Origin of the sequence: Kitasatospora sp. NPDC056181, from assembly GCF_042266225.1 — a bacterium.
Lineage (GTDB): Bacteria > Actinomycetota > Actinomycetes > Streptomycetales > Streptomycetaceae > Kitasatospora.
Genome location: NZ_JBHJUK010000087.1, coordinates 19247 through 38377 on the forward strand (window position 1 = coordinate 19247; position 19131 = coordinate 38377).

Below are 19131 nucleotides of genomic sequence, written 5' to 3' on the forward strand. Positions count from 1 at the left end.
TCCCCGGGCCGGCCCGTCGTCTGCCGCCCCGGCGGCTCCGGCGGCTCCGTGCGGCTCCGTGCGCGGTCCGGGGCCCGCGGTCCGGGGCGCGCAGGCCGGGGGCGCGACCACGACCCGGGACCGCGGCGTGGCGGGGGTCAGCCGGACAGCACGCAGTCGGCGGCGGTCAGAACCGCCCGGGCCTGGTGCGCCACCTGGGTCTCCACCGGCACCCAGCGGGCGCCGAGCCGGTCCAGCCCCACCAGCCCCGCCGCCACGACGGCCCGGGCCTGCGCCCGGGCCGCCTCCACCGCCGGGCCGCCCGTGTCGGCGAGCAGCCGCAACAGCATCGAGGCGATCCGCAGCGGAAGCCGCTCCGCGACGATCCGGGCCGTGGTCACCCGGGAGACCGAGAGCGGGGTGGCGCACCACCCGGTCCGCAGCTCGTCCACCAGCAGCGGGCAGACCCTCAGGTTGAACTCGGTGGCGCGCAGCAACGGCCCGTACGCCGTGCCGGCATGCGCGGGAACCAGCGGCAACAGCCCGGCCAGCACCTCCACCCGGGCACCCAGGGTGGCGGCGGCGGCCCGGACGGCGGCGCCGGCCTGCGGGTGCTGCCCGCCGTCGCGGACCTCCTCGACGGCCCACATCGGCACCTCCAGCACGGCCGTCACCCCGCCGTACCGGGCCGCGTGCGACCAGGTGGAGTGCTCGGGCCGGTCCGGCAGGACCAGCGAGCCGGCACCCGGCGCCGGCATCACGTACGCACCTGGGGCCGGACGGTCCCAGCCCACCGCGTCGTAGGAGTCGACGTCCAGCGGGATGCCGCCGCACGCCACCGACCGGGCGAAACGCTCCGGCAGGCCCGCGACGGGCCGCGTCAGCTGGACGAACGCACCACCGAAGTCCACCCCGTGCAGCGAACACTGGAGCACCGGCCGCAGCTCGTCGATCAGCCCGGTCAGCGCCAGGCTCTCCGGCAGCGGCGGGATGCCGCCGTCCGGCGGCGGCATCAGCTCGGGCTGCTCGTCGAAGGACGGCCGGAAGAAGTGCTCGTAGTGCCGCGCGGCGGTCAGCGGGCCGCCCAGCCAGCCCTCGTTCAGCGCGGCGCCGTCCGGGTCCAGGCAGAGCAGCACGTGCCAGGCCACCCCAGGCCGCGGCGGCAGCTCCAGCAGCCGCTCGGCCAGGCGCAGCGCGGACGCCACCCCCACCGGCTCGTTGGGGTGCGGCCCGCCGACCACCAGGACGGCCCGCTCGCCCTCGTCGACCGAGAGCACGACCAGCGGACGGCCGGCCCGGGAGCGCCCCACCTCGCGCAGCCGGCAGCGCTCCGGGCGCAGCCGGGCCAGCCGCCGCGCGGCCGCGACCGCACGGGCCACCGTCGGGTAGCCCGTCGCTTCCCGGCGCGGCACTGCGGTCAGAGGCGGCCGGGGACCGCCGGCGGTGCCGTCGTACATGTCAACTTCCTTGTCCCGGTGGCGAGCTGGGGATTCAGGCAGGGCTCTGACAGTACGGCACGGTCCGTCCGGGGCTGTCAACGGTCGGTGAGCGGGCCCGCGCCCCCGCGGGCGGGGCCCGAGGCCCGGCCGGGTGGCCCGCGGATTCGGCTACCCTTGAGGGTCACCCCTCCCAGACGCCGCCCGCCGCCCCGACCGGGAGTCGATGCGCGCGGCACCGCTCAAACTCGTAAGGGTTCCTAGTACATGACTGTCGAATCGGTCTTCCCACGCCTGGAGGCCCTCCTCCCGCACGTCCAGAAGCCGATCCAGTACGTCGGCGGCGAGCTCAACTCGACCGTCAAGGACTGGGACGCCTGCGACGTCCGCTGGGCGCTGATGTACCCCGACGCCTACGAGGTCGGCCTCCCCAACCAGGGCGTCATGATCCTCTACGAGGTGCTCAACGAGCGCGAGGGCGTGCTGGCCGAGCGGACCTACAGCGTCTGGCCGGACCTCGAGGCGCTGATGCGCGAGCACGACGTCCCGCAGTTCACCGTGGACGCCCACCGTCCGGTGAAGGCCTTCGACGTGTTCGGGCTCTCCTTCTCCACCGAGCTCGGCTACACCAACATGCTGACCGCGCTCGACCTCGCGGGCATCCCGCTGGAGGCGAAGGACCGCACCGACGAGGACCCGATCGTCCTGGCCGGCGGCCATGCGGCGTTCAACCCCGAGCCGATCGCGGACTTCATCGACTGCGCGGTCGTCGGCGACGGCGAGCAGGCCGTGCTGGACATCACCGAGCTGATCCGCGGCTGGAAGGCCGAGGGCCGCCCGGGCGGGCGCGACGAGCTGCTGCTGCGCCTGGCCCGCACCGGCGGGGTGTACGTGCCCAAGTTCTACGACGTGGAGTACCTGGCCGACGGCCGGATCGGCCGCGTCGTGCCGAACGCGCCCGGGGTGCCGTGGCGGGTCTCCAAGCACACCGTCATGGACCTCGACGAGTGGCCCTACCCGAAGCAGCCGCTGGTCCCGCTCGCCGAGACCGTGCACGAGCGGATGTCCGTCGAGATCTTCCGCGGCTGCACCCGCGGCTGCCGCTTCTGCCAGGCCGGCATGATCACGCGCCCCGTGCGGGAGCGAAGCATCACCGGCATCGGCGAGATGGTGGAGCGCGGGCTCAAGGCGACCGGTTTCGAGGAGGTCGGCCTGCTGTCGCTGTCCAGCGCCGACCACACCGAGATCGGTGACATCGCCAAGGGCCTGGCGGACCGCTACAGCGAGGACAAGATCGGCCTGTCGCTGCCGTCCACCCGCGTCGACGCCTTCAACATCGACCTCGCCAACGAGCTGAGCCGCAACGGCCGCCGCTCGGGCCTCACCTTCGCCCCCGAGGGCGGCAGCGAGCGCATGCGCAAGGTGATCAACAAGATGGTGTCGGAGGAGGACCTCATCCGCACCGTCGCCACCGCGTACGGCAACGGCTGGCGCCAGGTGAAGCTGTACTTCATGTGCGGCCTGCCCACCGAGACCGACGAGGACGTGCTCCAGATCGGCGAGATGGCGAAGAACGTCATCCAGAAGGGCCGCGAGGTCACCGGCCAGAACGACATCCGCTGCACCGTCTCCATCGGCGGGTTCGTGCCCAAGCCGCACACGCCGTTCCAGTGGGCCCCGCAGCTCTCCGCCGAGGACACCGACGCCCGCCTGGCCAAGCTGCGCGACTCCATCCGCGGCGACCGCAAGTACGGCAAGAACATCGGCTACCGCTACCACGACGGCAAGCCCGGCATCGTCGAGGGCCTGCTCTCCCGCGGCGACCGCCGGATCGGCGCCGTCATCCGCGCCGTCTACGAGGACGGCGGCCGCTTCGACGGCTGGCGCGAGCACTTCTCCTACGACCGCTGGATGGCCTCGGCCGAGAAGGGCCTGGCCGGCACCGGCGTCGACGTCGACTGGTACACCACCCGCGAGCGGACCTACGAGGAGGTGCTGCCCTGGGACCACCTGGACAGCGGCCTCGACAAGGACTGGCTCTGGGAGGACTGGCAGGACGCCCTCGAAGAGGTCGAGGTCGACGACTGCCGCTGGACCCCGTGCTTCGACTGCGGGGTGTGTCCTCAGATGGACACCCACATCCAGGTGGGCCCGACCGGCAAGAAGCTGCTGCCGCTGACGGTCGTCAAGTAGTTCCCGCGCCTCCTGCGACCCCCGTCCGGATCCCTCCGGGCGGGGGTCGTCGTGTCCGGGCTGACCAGGGGCGGAGCGAGTGGTCCGGCCGGGCGCGTACCCTTTGAGGTGACAGAGTCCGGCCAGCGGTGCACAGACGCCGCGCCGGACGGGGACAACTGACTAAGGACTGAGCGACCCTGGCACGCCGTACGCCCGACGGTCCGCCGCCCGCGCCGACGGTGCAGCGGATTCGTCTCCGCTACACCAAGCGCGGCCGGCTCCGCTTCACCAGCCACCGCGACTTCCAGCGCGCCTTCGAGCGCGCTCTGCGCCGGTCGGCCGTGCCGATGGCCTATTCGGCAGGCTTCACCCCGCACCCGAAGGTGTCCTACGCCAACGCCGCTCCGACCGGGGTGGCGAGCGAGGCGGAGTACCTGGAGATCGGGCTCGCCGCGGCCCGCGACCCGGAGGAGCTGCGTGCGCAGCTCGACGAGTCGCTGCCCGGCGGCCTGGACGTCATCGACGCCGTCGAGGTCCGGACGCCGAACTTCGTGGAGCGCCTGGAGGCCTCCGAGTGGCAGGTCCGCCTGGACGGTGTCACCCGGGAGGAGGCGGCCCGCGCGGCCGGGCTCTTCCTGGCCGAGGAGCGGGTCGAGGTCGAACGCCTCACCAAGAACGGCGTGCGGGTCTTCGACGCGCGCGGTGCGGTGGCGGCGCTGGAAATCCTCCCGCCGCAGGTCGACGGCGGTGCGGACGCGGAGGGCGATGGGGCCCGCGATGTTCGGACCGGCCGTCCCTGTGCGATACTGCGCCTGGTAGTACGACACGCCACACCCGCCGTACGACCCGACGACGTATTGTCCGGTCTCCGTGCGACGGCCGACCTGGCGCCGCCGGTCCCCGCAGAGGTGACCAGGCTGGCGCAGGGGCCGCTCGACGAGGAGACCGGCACGGTGACCGACCCGCTGGCGCTCGACCGCGCCGCGGCCCCGGCCGGCCCAGTGGCGGCCGGCGAGCCGCGCGCAACCGCGTCCGCCTAGCGGGCGGAGGCCGGGGCCAGTACCCACTGGGCCCGCTGGTCCTCCAGGCCCCCGCGGCTCCCCAGGGGAGCGAGCGTCGTCGAAGCACAGGCCGGCCTCTTGTGGCCCGCCGACCCCGATGGTCGGCGGGCCCGAGGACCCCGTCCGGGAGCCACCCGGGGTTGGGGGACGGCGCAGCTTGGGAAAACCTCAGAAGACTGGTCAGACCAGAAGACTTTCGACACCCCGCCGAGGGCGGGGCGCCGAGCGAGACTACGAGCCCCTGTGCGGCCTCGCGTCCGCACGGCGGCACCGGGAAAGGGTCCGGCCCGAGCATCCGTAGGGATGCCGGCCGGCCATCGGTGCCCTGCCGTGCCCGGATGCGGAGCCCGGGGGCCTGACGGGAGATCCACCCGCATGCTCGATAACACCGATCCGCAGCAGTCTGCGGCAACGGAACAGAACGAGTCCGCCGTCGCCGGTGGCGAGGGCGCGTCCGCCGCGCCGCCGCGCCGTCGTCGCCGGGCGGTGTCCCGCCCGGCGGGCACCCCGCAGGGAGCGGCCGCCGAGGCCGCCGAGACGGTGATCCCGGCCGAGACGCCCGCCGCGGCGCCCGCCGCCGAGGCCGCGCCTGCCGCCGCCGAGGCCGAGCCGGTCGCGGAGAAGCCGGTCCGGGCCCGCCGGACCCGCAAGCGTGCCGAGGCCCCCGCCGGGGCGCCGGAGGCCACCCCGATCGTCGTCACCGCGCCGGAGGCCGCCGAGGCCGCTTCCGCGCAGGAGCCCGCCGCCGAGGCCGAGCCGGTCGCGGAGAAGCCCGCCCGGGCCCGCCGGACCCGCAAGCGTGCCGAGGCGCCGGTCAGCGCGCCCGCCGCCGAGGAGCCGGCCGCCCCGGCCGCGCCCGTCGAGGAGCCCGCCGCCGTCGAGGCTCCCGCCGCGCCGGCCGCGCCCGCCGAGGAGGCCCCGGCCGCGCCGGCCCGTCGTGCCCGCCGCCGCCGCGTGGTCGAGGCCGCGCCGGTCGTCGAGGAGGCCCCGGCCGAGGAGCCGGTCGCCGAGGAGGCGCCCGCCGAGGAGGAGGCCGAGGTCGTCGCGCCCGGGCCGGCCGCCGCGCCGGAGCCCGCCCCGGCCCCCGTGGCCGCCGAGGCCGAGCCGCCGCAGCGGGTGCGCCGCCGCGCGGTCCGCCCGTCCACCGCGATCTTCCAGGCCCCGGTCTTCCAGGAGCCGGCCCCCTTCGTCGCCCCGGCCGCGCAGCCCGCCGCCGCGCAGCCTGCCGCCGCCGCTCCGGCCGAGACCCCGGCCGCGGCGCCGGCCGTGCAGGCCACCGAGGACGAGGACGAGTTCGAGTACAGCGGCGTCGGCCGTCGTCGTCGCACCCGCACCCAGGTGCGGGTGCAGACCCCGTCCCGCCGCAAGGCCGCCGCCCAGGCAGCGCCGGCCGCCCAGGCAGTCCAGGCAGTCCAGGCCGCGCCGGCCGCGCCGGTCGTCGAGGAGCCGGTCCCGGCGCCCGCCGTGGAGGCTCCGGCCGCCGTCGAGGCGCCCGCCGCCACCGGCCCGGAGGCCGAGGACGAGTGGGAGGACGGCCGTCCGTCCCGCCGTCGCCGTCGGGGCGGCCGCCGCCGCCGTCGTGGCGAGGCCGAGGAGTTCGAGGCCGAGACGGCCGAGGCCGAGCAGCCCGTCGAGGAGCCGGTCGCCGTCGAGGACGAGGAGGGTGAGGAGGAGGACGACCTGTCCGCCGGCCTGGCCTCGTCCCGCCGCCGTCGTCGCCGTCGCCGCCGCAGCGGTGAGGCCGGCGCCACCGAGGCCGCCGAGACCACCGAGGACGGCGTCCGCACGGTCGTGAAGGTGCGCGAGCCGCGCCGCCGCTCGACCGAGCCGTCGTTCGACCCGGACGAGGTGCAGTCCATCAAGGGCTCCACCCGCCTGGAGGCGAAGAAGCAGCGCCGTCGCGAGGGCCGCGAGCTGGGCCGCCGCCGGGTGCCGATCATCACCGAGGCCGAGTTCCTGGCCCGCCGCGAGTCGGTCGAGCGCGTCATGGTGGTGCGCCAGAACGGCCAGCGCACCCAGATCGGCGTCCTCGAGGACGGCGTGCTGGTCGAGCACTACGTCAACAAGGAGCAGGCCACCTCGTACGTCGGCAACGTCTACCTGGGCAAGGTCCAGAACGTGCTGCCGTCGATGGAGGCCGCCTTCGTCGACATCGGCAAGGGCCGCAACGCGGTGCTGTACGCCGGCGAGGTCAACTTCGGCTCGCTGGGCGGCCACGGCGGCCCGCGCCGGATCGAGTCGGTGCTGAAGTCCGGCCAGTCCGTGCTGGTGCAGGTCTCCAAGGACCCGATCGGCCACAAGGGCGCCCGCCTGACCAGCCAGATCTCGCTGCCCGGCCGCTACCTGGTGTACGTGCCCGAGGGCTCGATGACCGGCATCTCCCGCAAGCTGCCGGAGAACGAGCGGGCCCGCCTGAAGCAGATCCTCAAGAAGATCGTCCCGGACGACGCGGGCGTCATCGTGCGCACCGCCGCCGAGGGCGCCTCCGAGGAGGAGCTGACCCGCGACGTCCAGCGCCTCCAGCAGCAGTGGGAGGACATCCAGAAGAAGGCCGCGACCGGCAACGCCCCCGCGCTGCTGTACGGCGAGCCGGACATGACCGTCCGGGTCGTCCGCGACATCTTCAACGAGGACTTCACCAAGGTCATCGTCTCCGGCACCGAGGCGTGGAGCACCATCCACGACTACGTCTCCAACGTGGCCCCGGACCTCACCGAGCGGCTCCAGCGGTGGACCTCCGAGGTGGACGTCTTCGCCACCTACCGGATCGACGAGCAGCTGATGAAGGCACTGGACCGCAAGGTCTGGCTGCCCAGCGGCGGTTCGCTGGTGATCGACCGCACCGAGGCGATGGTCGTCATCGACGTCAACACCGGCAAGTTCGTCGGCCAGGGCGGGAACCTCGAGGAGACCGTCACCCGGAACAACATCGAGGCGGCCGAGGAGATCGTGCGCCAGCTGCGGCTGCGCGACCTCGGCGGCATCATCGTGATCGACTTCATCGACATGGTGCTGGAGTCCAACCGCGACCTGGTGCTGCGCCGCCTGCTGGAGTGCCTGGGCCGGGACCGGACCAAGCACCAGGTGGCCGAGGTCACCTCGCTGGGCCTGGTGCAGATGACCCGCAAGCGGGTCGGCCAGGGCCTGCTGGAGTCCTTCTCCGAGCCCTGCGTGCACTGCAACGGCCGCGGCGTGATCGTCCACATGGAGCAGCCGAGCACCCACGTGCACGCTCCGGCGGCTCCGGCCGGCGAGGCGGGCGCGGGCGGCGGCAAGCGCCGGCGCCGGGGCAAGGGCGGGGCGTCCCAGGAGGAGCTCCAGGCCGCCGAGGCGGGCGTGGAGGGCGTGGAGGCCGTCGAGGCGGCCACCGAGGCGCCCGAGCGCGAGGAGATCCGCGAGGAGATCGAGGGCCAGCTGGCGATCGAGGTGCCGGCGGCCGAGGCCCCGTCCGAGGTCGTCGCCGAGCCGGTGGCCGAGGCCGCCGCCGAGGCGCCGGCCCAGCCGAGCCTGGTCGAGATCCCGGCCGCCCCCGCGGCGCCCGCCGGCCGCACCCGCCGTCGTGCGGTGCGCAAGGCGACGGCTCCGGCCGGTGCGCCCGCCGAGGCCGAGATCGTGGTGCTCCAGGCGCGGGCCGACGCGGCGCTGGAGGCGGCCTTCTCGGCCGCCGAGGCGCCGGCCGAGGCTCCTGAGGCTCCGGCCGAGACGCCCGCCGAGACGCCCGCCGAGGCCGAGCCGGTCACCGAGGCTCCGGCCGAGGCCGCCGCCGAGGTCGTCGAGGTTGCCGAGGCCCCCGCGGAGGCTCCGACCGAGGAGCCCGCCGAGGAGGCGCCGGCGCCGAAGAAGCGGGCCGCGCGCAAGACCGCCGCGAAGAAGACGGCCGCCAAGAAGACCACGGCGGCCGCCGCGAAGAAGACCACCGCCCGCAAGACCGCCACCAAGCGGACCAGCGCGGCGGCCAAGAAGGCCGCGGCCGCCGAGGGTGATTCGGCAGCCGAGTAGTGCCCGCGGTCCGGGGGCGGGTCACCGCCCGCCCCCGGGCCCGTACGGTCCGGTTTGCCCCTGCGGCGGCCGGTCCGTATTCTTGACCCTCGGCGTGTCTACGCCTTGCTCCCGAGCACATCACCTTCCGGGCCCTCGTCAGAGGTGTCGGGGAGAGGCCCCTGTGTCCGTACCCAGGTGGCTGGCATCAGGAGCTCCGACCGAGTTAGGAAATGGGGTACCGCATGTACGCGATCGTTCGCGCAGGCGGCCGCCAGCACAAGGTCGCCGTCGGCGACGTGCTGGAGATTGACCGTATCGAGGCCAAGCCGGGTGACTCGGTGGAGCTCTCCACCATCCTGGTCGTCGACGGTGACGCCGTCACCTCCGACCCGTGGGTGCTGGCCGGCGTGAAGGCTCACGCCGAGGTGGTCGACCAGACCAAGGGCGACAAGATCGTCATCCTGCGCTACAAGAACAAGACCGGCTACCGTCGTCGCCAGGGTCACCGCCAGCGTCACACCGCTGTGCGGATCACGAGCATCGACTCCGTCAGCAAGTAAGGGGATAGCGAGATGGCACACAAGAAGGGCGCAAGCTCTACCCGTAACGGCCGTGACTCGAACGCCCAGCGCCTCGGCGTCAAGCGCTTCGGCGGCCAGACCGTCAACGCCGGCGAGATCATCGTCCGCCAGCGTGGCACCCACTTCCACCCGGGCGCCAACGTCGGCCGTGGTGGCGACGACACCCTGTTCGCGCTGACCGCCGGTGCCGTGCAGTTCGGTACCCGTCGCGGCCGCAAGGTCGTCAACATCGTGGCCGTCGAGGCCTGAGTCTGACAAGACTCACAATGAAGGGTGGGCCGGGATGATCCGGTCCACCCTTCATGCTTTACAGCAGGTCAACACTTTCTTCGCACTGGAGGCACACCCATGACCACCTTCGTGGACCGCGTCGAGCTGTACGTCGCCGCGGGTAACGGGGGCCACGGCTGCGCCTCCGTGCACCGGGAGAAGTTCAAGCCGCTGGGAGGCCCCGACGGCGGCAACGGCGGGGAGGGCGGCAGCGTCATCCTGACCGTGGACGCCCAGATCACGACGTTGCTGGAGTACCACCACTCGCCCAAGCGCAAGGCGACCAACGGCAAGCCCGGCGCGGGCGGCAACCGCACCGGCGCCGAGGGTCAGGACCTCGTACTGTCGGTGCCGGACGGCACCGTCGTCATGGACCGGCAGGGCAACGTCCTCGCGGACCTGGTCGGCCACGGCACCAGCTTCGTCGCCGCCGCCGGCGGCCGCGGCGGCCTGGGCAACGCGGCGCTGGCCTCGGCCCGCCGCAAGGCGCCCGGCTTCGCGCTGCTCGGCGAGCCCGGCGAATCCCGTGACATCGTCATGGAGCTCAAGTCCGTCGCCGACGTGGCCCTGGTGGGCTACCCGAGCGCGGGCAAGTCCTCGCTGATCTCGGTGCTCTCCGCGGCCAAGCCGAAGATCGCGGACTACCCCTTCACCACCCTGATCCCCAACCTCGGCGTGGTCACCGCCGGCGACACCGTCTACACCGTCGCCGACGTCCCCGGCCTGATCCCGGGCGCCAGCCAGGGCCGTGGCCTCGGCCTGGAGTTCCTGCGGCACGTCGAGCGCTGCTCGGTGCTGGTCCACGTGCTGGACTGCGCCACCCTGGAGCCCGGCCGCGACCCGCTGACCGACCTGGAGACCATCGAGGCCGAGCTGGCCCAGTACGGCGGTCTGGAAGACCGGCCGCGCCTGGTGGCGCTCAACAAGGTCGACGTGCCGGACGGCCAGGACATCGCCGACCTCACCCGCGCCTCGCTGGAGGAGCGCGGCTACCGTGTCTTCGAGGTCTCCGCCGCCTCCCGCAAGGGCCTGCGCGAGCTCAGCTTCGCGATGGCGCAGATCGTCGCCGAGGCCCGGGCCGCCAAGCCGCTGGAGGAGTCCACCCGGATCGTGCTGCGGCCGACGGCCGTGGACGACGAGGGCTTCACGATCACCGAGGAGGACGGCGCCTACCGCATCCGCGGCGTCAAGCCGGAGCGCTGGGTCCGCCAGACCGACTTCTCCAACGACGAGGCCGTCGGCTACCTCGCCGACCGGCTGGCCCGCCTCGGCATCGAGGACAGGCTCTGGAAGGTCGGCGCCCACGAGGGCGACACCGTCATCATCGGCCCGGAGGAGAACGCCGTCGTCTTCGACTGGGAGCCGACCATGGCCGCTGGTGCGGAGATGCTCGGCCGCCGTGGTGAGGACCACCGCTTCGAGAACCCGCGCCCGGCGGTCGACCGCCGCCGCGAGAAGCAGAAGGGCCGGGACGCGGCCGAGTCCGAGTTCCTCGCCTTCGAGGCGCTCTCCAGCGGCCGCCAGGCGGCCATCGAGGGCGACGACGACGAGGACTGACCAGCCTGAACCGCAGCGCTGAGCCTCGGCGCTGAACCGCAGTGCGGCCCCGCCACCGTCCCGGGTGGCGGGGCCGCGTTGTTCCCCCCGACCGGTGGGACGTCACTGCGCCGAGGGGGAGCGGGCCCGTCCCGTCCGTGCGCCGCCGCCCGGCCCGTACGGGGCCGCAGGCGCGGGTGCGCCCGGCGGGAGGCCGCCCCACCCCGGGCTGACGTCCGGTCAGGGGCCGTTCCGCGCGGCCCGGTTGCCGGACGCCCCGTGGCGAGGCCGCGGCCGGGCCGGGTCCAGCCGGTGAAATGCCCTGCGGGCGGACTGCGCAGATCGCGTAGATTGCGGAGGACGGCAGGGCCCGGGTCCGCCGTTGTCCGCAACACACCGGAAGGGCGTACAGCGAGATGAGCGAGGACTCACTGCGGGAGGAGGTGCTGACCGCCCGGCGGATCGTCGTCAAGGTCGGCTCCTCCTCACTCACCACGGCGGCCGGCGGCCTGGACGCCGACCGGGTCGACGCCCTGGTCGACGCGCTCGCCAAGATCCGCAGCCGCCCGGACTCCCCGGAGGTGGTCCTGGTCTCCTCCGGCGCCATCGCGGCCGGCCTCGCCCCGCTCGGCCTCGACCGGCGGCCCAAGGACCTCGCCCGCCAGCAGGCCGCCGCCAGCGTCGGCCAGGGCCTGCTGGTCGCCCGCTACACCGCCTCCTTCGCCCGGTACGGCATCCGGGTCGGCCAGGTGCTGCTGACCGCCGAGGACGCCAGCCGCCGCGCCCACTACCGCAACGCCTACCGGACGCTCGACCAGCTGCTCGCGATGGGCGCCATGCCGATCGTCAACGAGAACGACACCGTCGCCACCGCCGAAATCAAGTTCGGGGACAACGACCGGCTGGCCGCACTGGTCGCCCACCTCGTCCGGGCCGACCTCCTGGTGCTGCTCTCCGACGTGGACGGCCTCTACGACGGCGACCCGAGCCGCCCCGGCACCAGCCGGATCGCCGAGGTGGCCGGCCCGCACGACCTCGACGGAATCGAGATCGGCAGCGCGGGCAAGGCCGGCGTCGGCACCGGCGGCATGGTCACCAAGGTCGAGGCGGCCCGGATCGCCACCGGCGCCGGCATCCCCGTGGTGCTCACCGCCGCCAGCCAGGCCGCCGACGCGCTGGCCGGCCGGCCCACCGGCACCCTGTTCCTGCGCACCGGCAGCCGCTCCTCCGACCGGCTGCTCTGGCTGGCCCACGCCAGCAGCCCGCGGGGCTCCCTGCACCTGGACGACGGGGCGGTGGAGGCGGTCGTCTCCGGGGGCGCCTCACTGCTGCCCGCCGGGGTCACCAAGGTCGACGGCGAGTTCGCCGCGGGCGATCCGGTCGACCTTCTTGCCGAAAACGGCCACATCGTGGCGCGCGGACTGGTCAACTTTGATGCGAGGGAGTTGCCCCGCCTGCTCGGCCGGTCCACCCGCGACCTGGCCCAGGAGTTCGGCGCCGCGTACGAGCGGGAGGTCGTCCACCGCGACGACCTGGTCGTCCTGCGCGGCTGACCCTGCCGCGGGCGGCACGGGCGGCACCGCACGAGGTGAACGCCCGGCCGCGGGCGAGGAGGGCTCAGCCGTACACGCCGGGCCGGGGCCGGCGGGCACGACGACACGACATCGCCGAACAGGAGGCCGCCGGTGGAACGCAGGCGCGAGGCAGCGCTGACCGGAGGAACGGCGGGCCGGCGGCTGACCAGCATCGACGGCGGACGCGGGAGCGAGGGCCCCGCCGGACCCGCCGGTGAGCCGCCCCAGGGGCCCGGCCCGGCGCGCGGCGTCCGGCCGGACCAACGGGGCGCGGGCGACCCGCCCGCCGTGCCCGAGCAGGCCCGGCTCTGGCACGTGGTGCTGAGCGTCTCCGGGCAGGTCACCCCGCTGTCCGAACTGCGGGCCGGGCTGGAGCGGCTGGCACACGACCACTCGTTCTTCCTGACCGCCCGCTACGCCGCCGACCACGCGGAGATCCGTTACTGGGAGCAGGCCCGGGACCTCCACGACGCGGCGGCGATCGCGCTGCGGCTGTGGGGCGAGCACAAGGCGACGGCGAAGCTGCCGCCGTGGGAGATCGTCGGCCTGGAGGTGGTCGACCGGGCGACCTACCACAAGCGGGTCGCCGAGGGCTTCGGCGACCCGCCCCCGCAGCTGGGCGGTGTCCACCCGTACTGAGCCCCCGCCGCCGGGCCCGGTCCGGCGTCTCACCGGGCGAAATACCCGGCGGGCGGCGGTCGTGCAGTCGCTACCCTTGGCGCATGACCAGCGACCTCGCCACCGCCGACAGCCCCGTCCTCGCCGTAGCGCGCCGAGCCAGGGAGGCCGCCGCCGCGCTCTGCCTGAAGTCCGGCAACGCGGTGCTGCTGCGCGGCTCGGCCTCCGCGTACCGCTCCAACACCGCGCTGATCGCGGTGCTGCGCGACGCCGTGGCCTCGGCCGGCCTGCCCGCCGACGCCGTCCAGCTCGTCCCGGGCGAGAGCCGGGACTCCGTCCAGGAGCTGATGCGCGCCCGCGGCCTGGTGGACGTGCTGATCCCGCGCGGCGGCGCCTCGCTGATCCGGACCGTGGTCGAGGGCTCGACCGTCCCCGTGATCGAGACCGGCACCGGCAACTGCCACGTCTACGTGGACGCGCAGGCCGACCCGGCGATGGCCGTCGGCATCCTGCTGAACTCCAAGGCCCAGCGGGTCAGCGTCTGCAACTCCGCCGAGACCCTGCTCGTCCACCAGGACATCGCGGACACCTTCCTGCCGCTCGCGCTGGCCGCCCTGGCCGGCGCCGGGGTCACGGTGCACGGCGACGACGCGGTGCTCAAGGCCGCCGAGGGCTCGCCCGCCACCGTCGTGCCGGCCACCGAGGAGGACTGGGAGACCGAGTACCTCTCCTACGACCTGGCGGCCGCCGTGGTGCCCTCGCTGGACGCCGCCGTCGCGCACATCCGCCGCTGGTCCTCCGGCCACACCGAGGCCATCGTCACCACCTCGCAGGCCGCCGCCCGCCGCTTCACCCAGCTGGTCGACGCCACCACGGTCGCCGTCAACGCCTCGACCCGGTTCACCGACGGCGGTGAGTTCGGATTCGGCGCCGAGATCGGCATCTCGACCCAGAAGCTGCACGCCCGCGGCCCGATGGGCCTGCCCGAGCTGACCAGCACCAAGTACATCGTCACTGGTGACGGGCACGTCCGGGGCGAGGCGACGCAGACCGTGGGCGGCGCGGCCGACGCCGGCTGAGCCCGGCCGCACGGCGGTCCGTCACACGTGTGACGGACCAACTGCGAGGAGCCACAGACAAAACGCCCGCCCGGTAATACGCTGAATCCGTGGCTGAGGATGTGGGGGGCTTGCCGTACCCCGACGGCGCCGACCACGGTGGTGCGGACGACGAGTTCGCCACCGTGGTCTTCGATGAGGCCTTCGTCCGCTCCGCCGCCGTGCACGAGCCGACGGCCAAGGAGCGGCAGCTCGCCGCCGCCGAGGCCCGGTTCGAGCCGGACGCGGCGGTGGCGGGCTGGGGCTATGACGTCCCGGTCGGTGACGGGCTCCCGCTGGAGCTGCGCCCGTACCCGAGCGGGCTCGACGACGACCGCCTCTACCCCGACCCGTGGTCGGGCCCCGGCCGGGCGGCCGGGCGCCGGACCCGCCGGTGGGGCCGGGCCGGCGGCTACGATCCGGTGCGGGCGTCCAGCGGGCGCTACGTCGCCCAGCAGCGCTGGCACCGGCCGGTGGCCTGGGTGCTCGCCGTGATCATGGGCGTGAGCCTGGTCGCGGTGGCGGTCGCGGCGGTCTACCAGGGCGTGGGCGGGGCCGGCAGTGGCACGCCCCGGCGGCCCGAGTCCGGCAGCAGCAGCGTCGGGGCCGACCCGGCCTCCTCGCCGGCCGAGCCGTCGCTCGTGGTCACCGCACCGGCGGGCTGATCCGCTGAGGGTGGTGCGCCCCCGGGCGGGCGGTCACGCGGCGTCCCCGGGAATGTGCGCGGGCGCCCTCGTGGCGGGGCGCCGGTGCGTCTTACCCTGGTGTCATGGGTGACCCGCGAGAGCCTCCGGAGGGTGCGCCCGACGGTGGTTCCGGAAACGAGGACGAGTACCGGTCCGTCGTGTTCGACGAATCGTTCGTCCGGGCTGCCCGCATCCAGGAGCTGTCCGCCCGGGAGCGGCTGGCCGGCTCGTTCGGCCGGGCGACCCGGACGCGCGTGCGGCTCGGACCGCTGGGCACCGTGCCGCGGCAGGCGCTCGCACTGCTGCTGCTGATCCTGCTGGCCTTCGCGGCCGCCGTGTACTTCGGCATCAGCGCTCCGAACCGGCAGACCGCCCGCCCCGAGGGCAGCCAACTGACCGTCAGCCTGGTGGCGTTGAGCCCGGCTTCGGCGGTCCGGCCGGTCGCCGACCCGGCCAGTCCGTTCGCCGCGCTGCCGGCCGGATACGGCGACGGCGCCATCGGTCTCGGCACACCCGCGGGGGCGGCCACCGAGCACTTCAGCAGGGTCGAGGTGACCAAGGCGCTCGACACCGTGCAGCGCTACCTGGTCGCCTCCTCGCTCGCGCCGGCGGCCCTGGTCCAGGGGGCCACCGCCGACGTGCGGGCCTTCGTCACGCCAGGCGAGCAGGCCCAGTTCGACACGAGCGTGTCCCAGCCCATCGACGACCGCCACCACGCGCTGACCGGCTGGGTGGTCCGCTTCGACCCGACGCAGGTCGCGCTGGCGGCCGACAGCGTGAAGGTGGCGGGCGCGATGCGGATCGACGAGGCGGACAGCAGCACGCTGCAGATCACCACCGACCACACCTTCGTCTACGCGCTGAAGCCGGCCGGGGCGCCGAGCGGCGCGCCGGTGACGCTGGAGACCGTGCGGCGGCAGCTGACCTTCCAGTTCGACCGGATCGACCTGGCCTCCGCCCAGCTGCGGCTGGTGGACTCGGTGCTCCAGGCCGGGCCGGTGCCGTGCAGCGGCTCGCTGGCGGCCTTCGTCCAGCCGGTGCTGGCCGGACCGGACGGCACCGCGGCGCCCGCGCCGACGGCGGTCGACCCGGGCAACCACGCCCGCCCGGCCTGGCAGGTCTGCGCGGTGCTGGCGGGCGGCTGAGCGGCCCGCCACCGGGAGCGGACGCGCCGACGGCCCCCGGCGGCGGGCCGGGGGCCGTCGGGCGGGGCGGCGTCAGTCCTGGTCGCGGGAGCCGTGGCCGTCCTGCCCGTCGCGGGGCGTGGAGCCGTTGCTACGCGCGGCACCGGCGAAGGTGTCGCGGAGCTTGCCGCCGACCGTGGCCGCGCCGCCGGCGACGTCGCGGATCAGGCCCATCAGCGGGTCCTTGCTCTCCTTCACCGAGCTGCTGTAGTGGTCGGCGGCGGCCTTCCACTGCTCGCCGACCGAGGCGTCGGGGTCGTCGGTGCGGCGCGGGTAGGCGCCGGCCAGGATCGAGCGGTACTCGTCGCTCTCCGCCCACTTCTTCAGCCGGGCGACCCGGACCACCGCGAACGGGTGGCTCTGCGGCAGCACCTGGAGCAGCTTGAGCACACCGTCGCGCAGGTCGCCGGCCTTCTCGTACTCCTCGGCCTGCTCCAGGAAGGCGTCGACGTTCATCTCGGCCAGGTTGTGGCCGCCGGCCAGCTTCATCAGGGCCCGCATGGACGCCTGGAGGTCCTGCCCGGCGAGCAGGCCGGCCCGGTCGCTGGAGAGCTCGGCCTTGCGGAACCACTCCTTGAGCGCGGTGACGATCGCCATGATCGCCAGGTTGCCGAGCGGCACCCAGGCGATCCGGGCGGCGATGTTGGTGAGGATCAGCAGCATCGTCCGGTAGACGGCGTGGCCGGACATCGCGTGGCCGACCTCGTGGCCGATGACCGAGCGCAGCTCCTCCTCGTCGAGCAGTTCGACCAGGCCGCTGGTGACCACGATGATCGGGGTGTCGATGCCGATGCAGTACGCGTTGACCGTCGGGTCCTGGCTGACGTAGAGGTCCGGGACCTTCTCCAGGTCCAGCACATACGCGGCGTCGCGCACCATGTCGTACAGCTCGGGGAACTGACGCTCGGAGGTCTTCACGGCGGTGGCCAGGAACATCAGCCGGATCGAGCGCTCGGAGACCAGGCCGGCGAGCTTCTTCAGCACGTCGTCGAAGCCGGTCAGCTTCCGCAGCGCGACCAGGGCGGAACGGTCCGCCGGGTGCTCCCAGGCCCGGGTGGAGATCTCCGGGAAGCGCTGGCGGCGCCGGCTGGGCGCCTTCTCGGTGGTGTCGGTCATGGGTGTGAGTACCTCCTGGTCGACGGCGGCCCCGGCCGCTGGCCGGCCCCCGCTGGTCTTCGCCTGCAACGACTGTCTGTGCAACGTCCGTGGTTGCGTACTCGTCCCCGCGGCCGCCCCGTCGGCCCGGCGCCCGTTCGGGGCGCACCCCGGGCCGCACCCCGGGCCCGCCCCGGGAACGCGGTGCGGTGCGCGGCGCGGACGGGGCCGGAGGGGGCGGTGGGCGGCGCGGATGTGAGACCGGTTTACCCTGAATGACCTGGAGAGCCGAGACCACACCTGGCCGCGGTACCGAGCAGTCCGAGGAGCCCGCAGATGTCCACCGACGCCCTTGTCAGCCTGGCCGGCCCGATCTCCACGGAGAACGGCCCCGGGCTCTTCCTGCGGATCATCGTGGTGGCCTCGTTCGTCGGCGTCGGCCTGCTGGCCTGGATCCTGCTGCGGGCCGGCCGCAACAACTGAGCCCCCTCGGGCAGTCCACCGGGCACCTCCTTCCGGCCCTCCGGGCACCGGGCGGCCGGGCCCCGCAGCCCCGGGGCCCGGCTCACACCGGATCAGACGCGGTGGGCCGCCGAGCGGTTGCCTTGTAGGCCCCCGTACGATGACGGGTGGGCCCTCACCGGCCCGTACCACCCCCTGGTCCGTCATCCGAGCCGAGAAGGTCCGCCGACCATGAGCACTGCCGCCGCACTTCCCGTCCTGAACCTGCTCGCCTCCGAGGGCGAGGGGGGCAACCACGAAAGCCTGAACCCGTACCTGACGGGTGGCGCCGCGCTGTTCATCCTCCTGGTGATGCTCTACGTGACCACCCGCTTCAACCGGGACCGCTGAGCCGCGTTCCGGGACGGCCGAGCCCCGTTCCGGGCCGCCCGGGGGAGCGTCCGGCAGGTGCGCCGGCCGCTCCCTCACGCATCTCCCGGCCTCTCCCGGGGGCCGCACCCGGGCGTTCCCGCACCGTAACGGGCGTCGCGTAAGGTATCGCGGCATGGGAGAGCAGGCCGGGAATCCCGGCGGACCGGCACCGGTGAAGAGGCGCCTCGGCGTGATGGGCGGCACCTTCGACCCGATCCACCACGGGCACCTGGTCGCCGCCAGTGAGGTGGCGAGCGCGTTCCACCTGGACGAGGTGGTCTTCGTCCCCACCGGGCAGCCGTGGCAGAAGACCGACCGGCACGTCACGCCGGCCGAGGACCGCTACCTGATGACGGTCATCGCGACCGCGGAGAACCCGCAGTTCTCGGTCAGCCGGATCGACATCGACCGCGAGGGCCCTACGTACACCGTCGACACCCTGCGCGACCTGCGCGCGATGCACCCGGACGCCGACCTCTTCTTCATCACCGGCGCCGACGCGCTCGCCCAGATCCTCTCCTGGCGGGACTCCGAGGAGCTTTTCTCGCTCGCCCACTTCATCGGCTGCACCCGGCCGGGGCACACTCTTTCGGACGCCGGGCTTCCGGTGGGCGGGGTCTCCCTGGTGGAGGTCCCGGCGCTGGCCATCTCCTCCACGGACTGCCGCAACCGGGTCGCCAAGGGCGAGCCGGTCTGGTACCTCGTCCCGGACGGCGTGGTCCGCTACATCGACAAGCGGGCGCTCTACGCGCCGCACCGGACCTGATCCCCGGAGGGGCCGACCGATGAGCGATCGCAGGGGACCGCAGGACGACTGGTCCACCGGGCAGTACCCGCAGCAGCGGCAGCAGCAGTACGACCAGTACGGGCAGCCGGTGCAGGGCGGCGGGTACGAGCAGCCCTACGAGCAGTACGACCAGTACGGGCAGCCGGTGCAGCAGCCGTACGGGCAGGACGGCTACGCCGGCTACCCGGGCCAGCAGGG

General features: G+C 74.2%; 15 protein-coding genes and 2 pseudogenes. 15 read left to right on the forward strand and 2 right to left on the reverse strand.

The window, feature by feature from the left end; genetic code table 11:
• Window positions 1–137 precede the first annotated feature (137 nt).
• Window positions 138–1436 carry a M14 family zinc carboxypeptidase gene (locus tag ACFC1F_RS27965; RefSeq protein ID WP_376162373.1) on the reverse strand — a complete coding sequence of 433 codons (1299 nt, stop codon included), beginning with the start codon at window positions 1434–1436 and terminating at the stop codon, window positions 138–140.
• 246 nt (window positions 1437–1682) lie between these two features.
• On the opposite strand from ACFC1F_RS27965, the gene ACFC1F_RS27970 reads away from it, so the two are divergent.
• The 11 genes and pseudogenes from ACFC1F_RS27970 (at window position 1683) to ACFC1F_RS28020 (ending at window position 16139) form a co-directional block, all read left to right on the forward strand.
• Window positions 1683–3608, forward strand: a complete 1926-nt coding sequence (locus tag ACFC1F_RS27970; protein WP_376162375.1) for a TIGR03960 family B12-binding radical SAM protein — start codon at window positions 1683–1685, stop codon at window positions 3606–3608.
• A gap of 221 nt (window positions 3609–3829) precedes the next feature.
• Window positions 3830–4630 (forward strand): TIGR03936 family radical SAM-associated protein, encoded by an 801-nt coding sequence (locus tag ACFC1F_RS27975; protein ID WP_376162377.1) that lies wholly within the window; start codon window positions 3830–3832, stop codon window positions 4628–4630.
• 264 nt (window positions 4631–4894) lie between these two features.
• Window positions 4895–8650 (forward strand): ribonuclease E/G, encoded by a 3756-nt coding sequence (locus ACFC1F_RS27980; protein WP_376162379.1) that lies wholly within the window; start codon window positions 4895–4897, stop codon window positions 8648–8650.
• A gap of 224 nt (window positions 8651–8874) precedes the next feature.
• Window positions 8875–9192, forward strand: a complete 318-nt coding sequence (gene rplU, locus ACFC1F_RS27985) for a 50S ribosomal protein L21 (protein WP_376162381.1) — start codon at window positions 8875–8877, stop codon at window positions 9190–9192.
• 12 nt (window positions 9193–9204) lie between these two features.
• Window positions 9205–9462 carry a 50S ribosomal protein L27 gene (rpmA, locus tag ACFC1F_RS27990; RefSeq protein WP_148645173.1) on the forward strand — a complete coding sequence of 86 codons (258 nt, stop codon included), beginning with the start codon at window positions 9205–9207 and terminating at the stop codon, window positions 9460–9462.
• 99 nt (window positions 9463–9561) lie between these two features.
• Window positions 9562–11040 carry a GTPase ObgE gene (gene obgE / locus ACFC1F_RS27995; RefSeq protein ID WP_376162383.1) on the forward strand — a complete coding sequence of 493 codons (1479 nt, stop codon included), beginning with the start codon at window positions 9562–9564 and terminating at the stop codon, window positions 11038–11040.
• Between the two features lie 395 nt (window positions 11041–11435).
• Window positions 11436–12572 carry a glutamate 5-kinase gene (proB, locus tag ACFC1F_RS28000; RefSeq protein WP_174315741.1) on the forward strand — a complete coding sequence of 379 codons (1137 nt, stop codon included), beginning with the start codon at window positions 11436–11438 and terminating at the stop codon, window positions 12570–12572.
• 132 nt (window positions 12573–12704) lie between these two features.
• Window positions 12705–13232, forward strand: coding sequence for a hypothetical protein (locus tag ACFC1F_RS28005; protein ID WP_376162385.1), 528 nt, complete (start codon window positions 12705–12707; stop codon window positions 13230–13232).
• Window positions 13233–13381: 149 nt separating this feature from the next.
• Window positions 13382–14290 (forward strand): annotated as a pseudogene (locus tag ACFC1F_RS28010) (glutamate-5-semialdehyde dehydrogenase); the annotation flags it as partial.
• Between the two features lie 89 nt (window positions 14291–14379).
• Window positions 14380–14973 (forward strand): hypothetical protein, encoded by a 594-nt coding sequence (locus ACFC1F_RS28015; protein WP_376162387.1) that lies wholly within the window; start codon window positions 14380–14382, stop codon window positions 14971–14973.
• A 104-nt stretch (window positions 14974–15077) separates the two neighbouring features.
• A complete protein-coding gene (locus ACFC1F_RS28020) occupies window positions 15078–16139 on the forward strand; it encodes a hypothetical protein (protein WP_376162389.1) in 1062 nt (353 codons plus the stop codon).
• Between the two features lie 72 nt (window positions 16140–16211).
• On the opposite strand, the gene ACFC1F_RS28025 is transcribed toward ACFC1F_RS28020, so the two are convergent.
• The gene (locus ACFC1F_RS28025; RefSeq protein ID WP_209416549.1) at window positions 16212–17294 is read right to left on the reverse strand and encodes a M48 family metallopeptidase; all 1083 of its coding nucleotides are present in this window, start codon (window positions 17292–17294) and stop codon (window positions 16212–16214) included.
• Window positions 17295–17609: 315 nt separating this feature from the next.
• On the opposite strand from ACFC1F_RS28025, the gene ACFC1F_RS28030 reads away from it, so the two are divergent.
• The 4 genes and pseudogenes from ACFC1F_RS28030 to ACFC1F_RS28045 all read left to right on the forward strand — a co-directional run.
• Window positions 17610–17756 (forward strand): hypothetical protein, encoded by a 147-nt coding sequence (locus ACFC1F_RS28030; RefSeq protein ID WP_174315742.1) that lies wholly within the window; start codon window positions 17610–17612, stop codon window positions 17754–17756.
• 210 nt (window positions 17757–17966) lie between these two features.
• On the forward strand, window positions 17967–18125 hold the full coding sequence (locus tag ACFC1F_RS28035) for a hypothetical protein (protein ID WP_174315743.1): 159 nt from the start codon (window positions 17967–17969) through the stop codon (window positions 18123–18125).
• A gap of 154 nt (window positions 18126–18279) precedes the next feature.
• Entirely contained in the window at window positions 18280–18912 is a 633-nt protein-coding gene (gene nadD, locus ACFC1F_RS28040) for a nicotinate-nucleotide adenylyltransferase (protein WP_148645180.1), read from the forward strand.
• Window positions 18913–18931: 19 nt separating this feature from the next.
• Window positions 18932–19131, forward strand: a pseudogene (locus ACFC1F_RS28045) (LytR family transcriptional regulator); the annotation flags it as partial.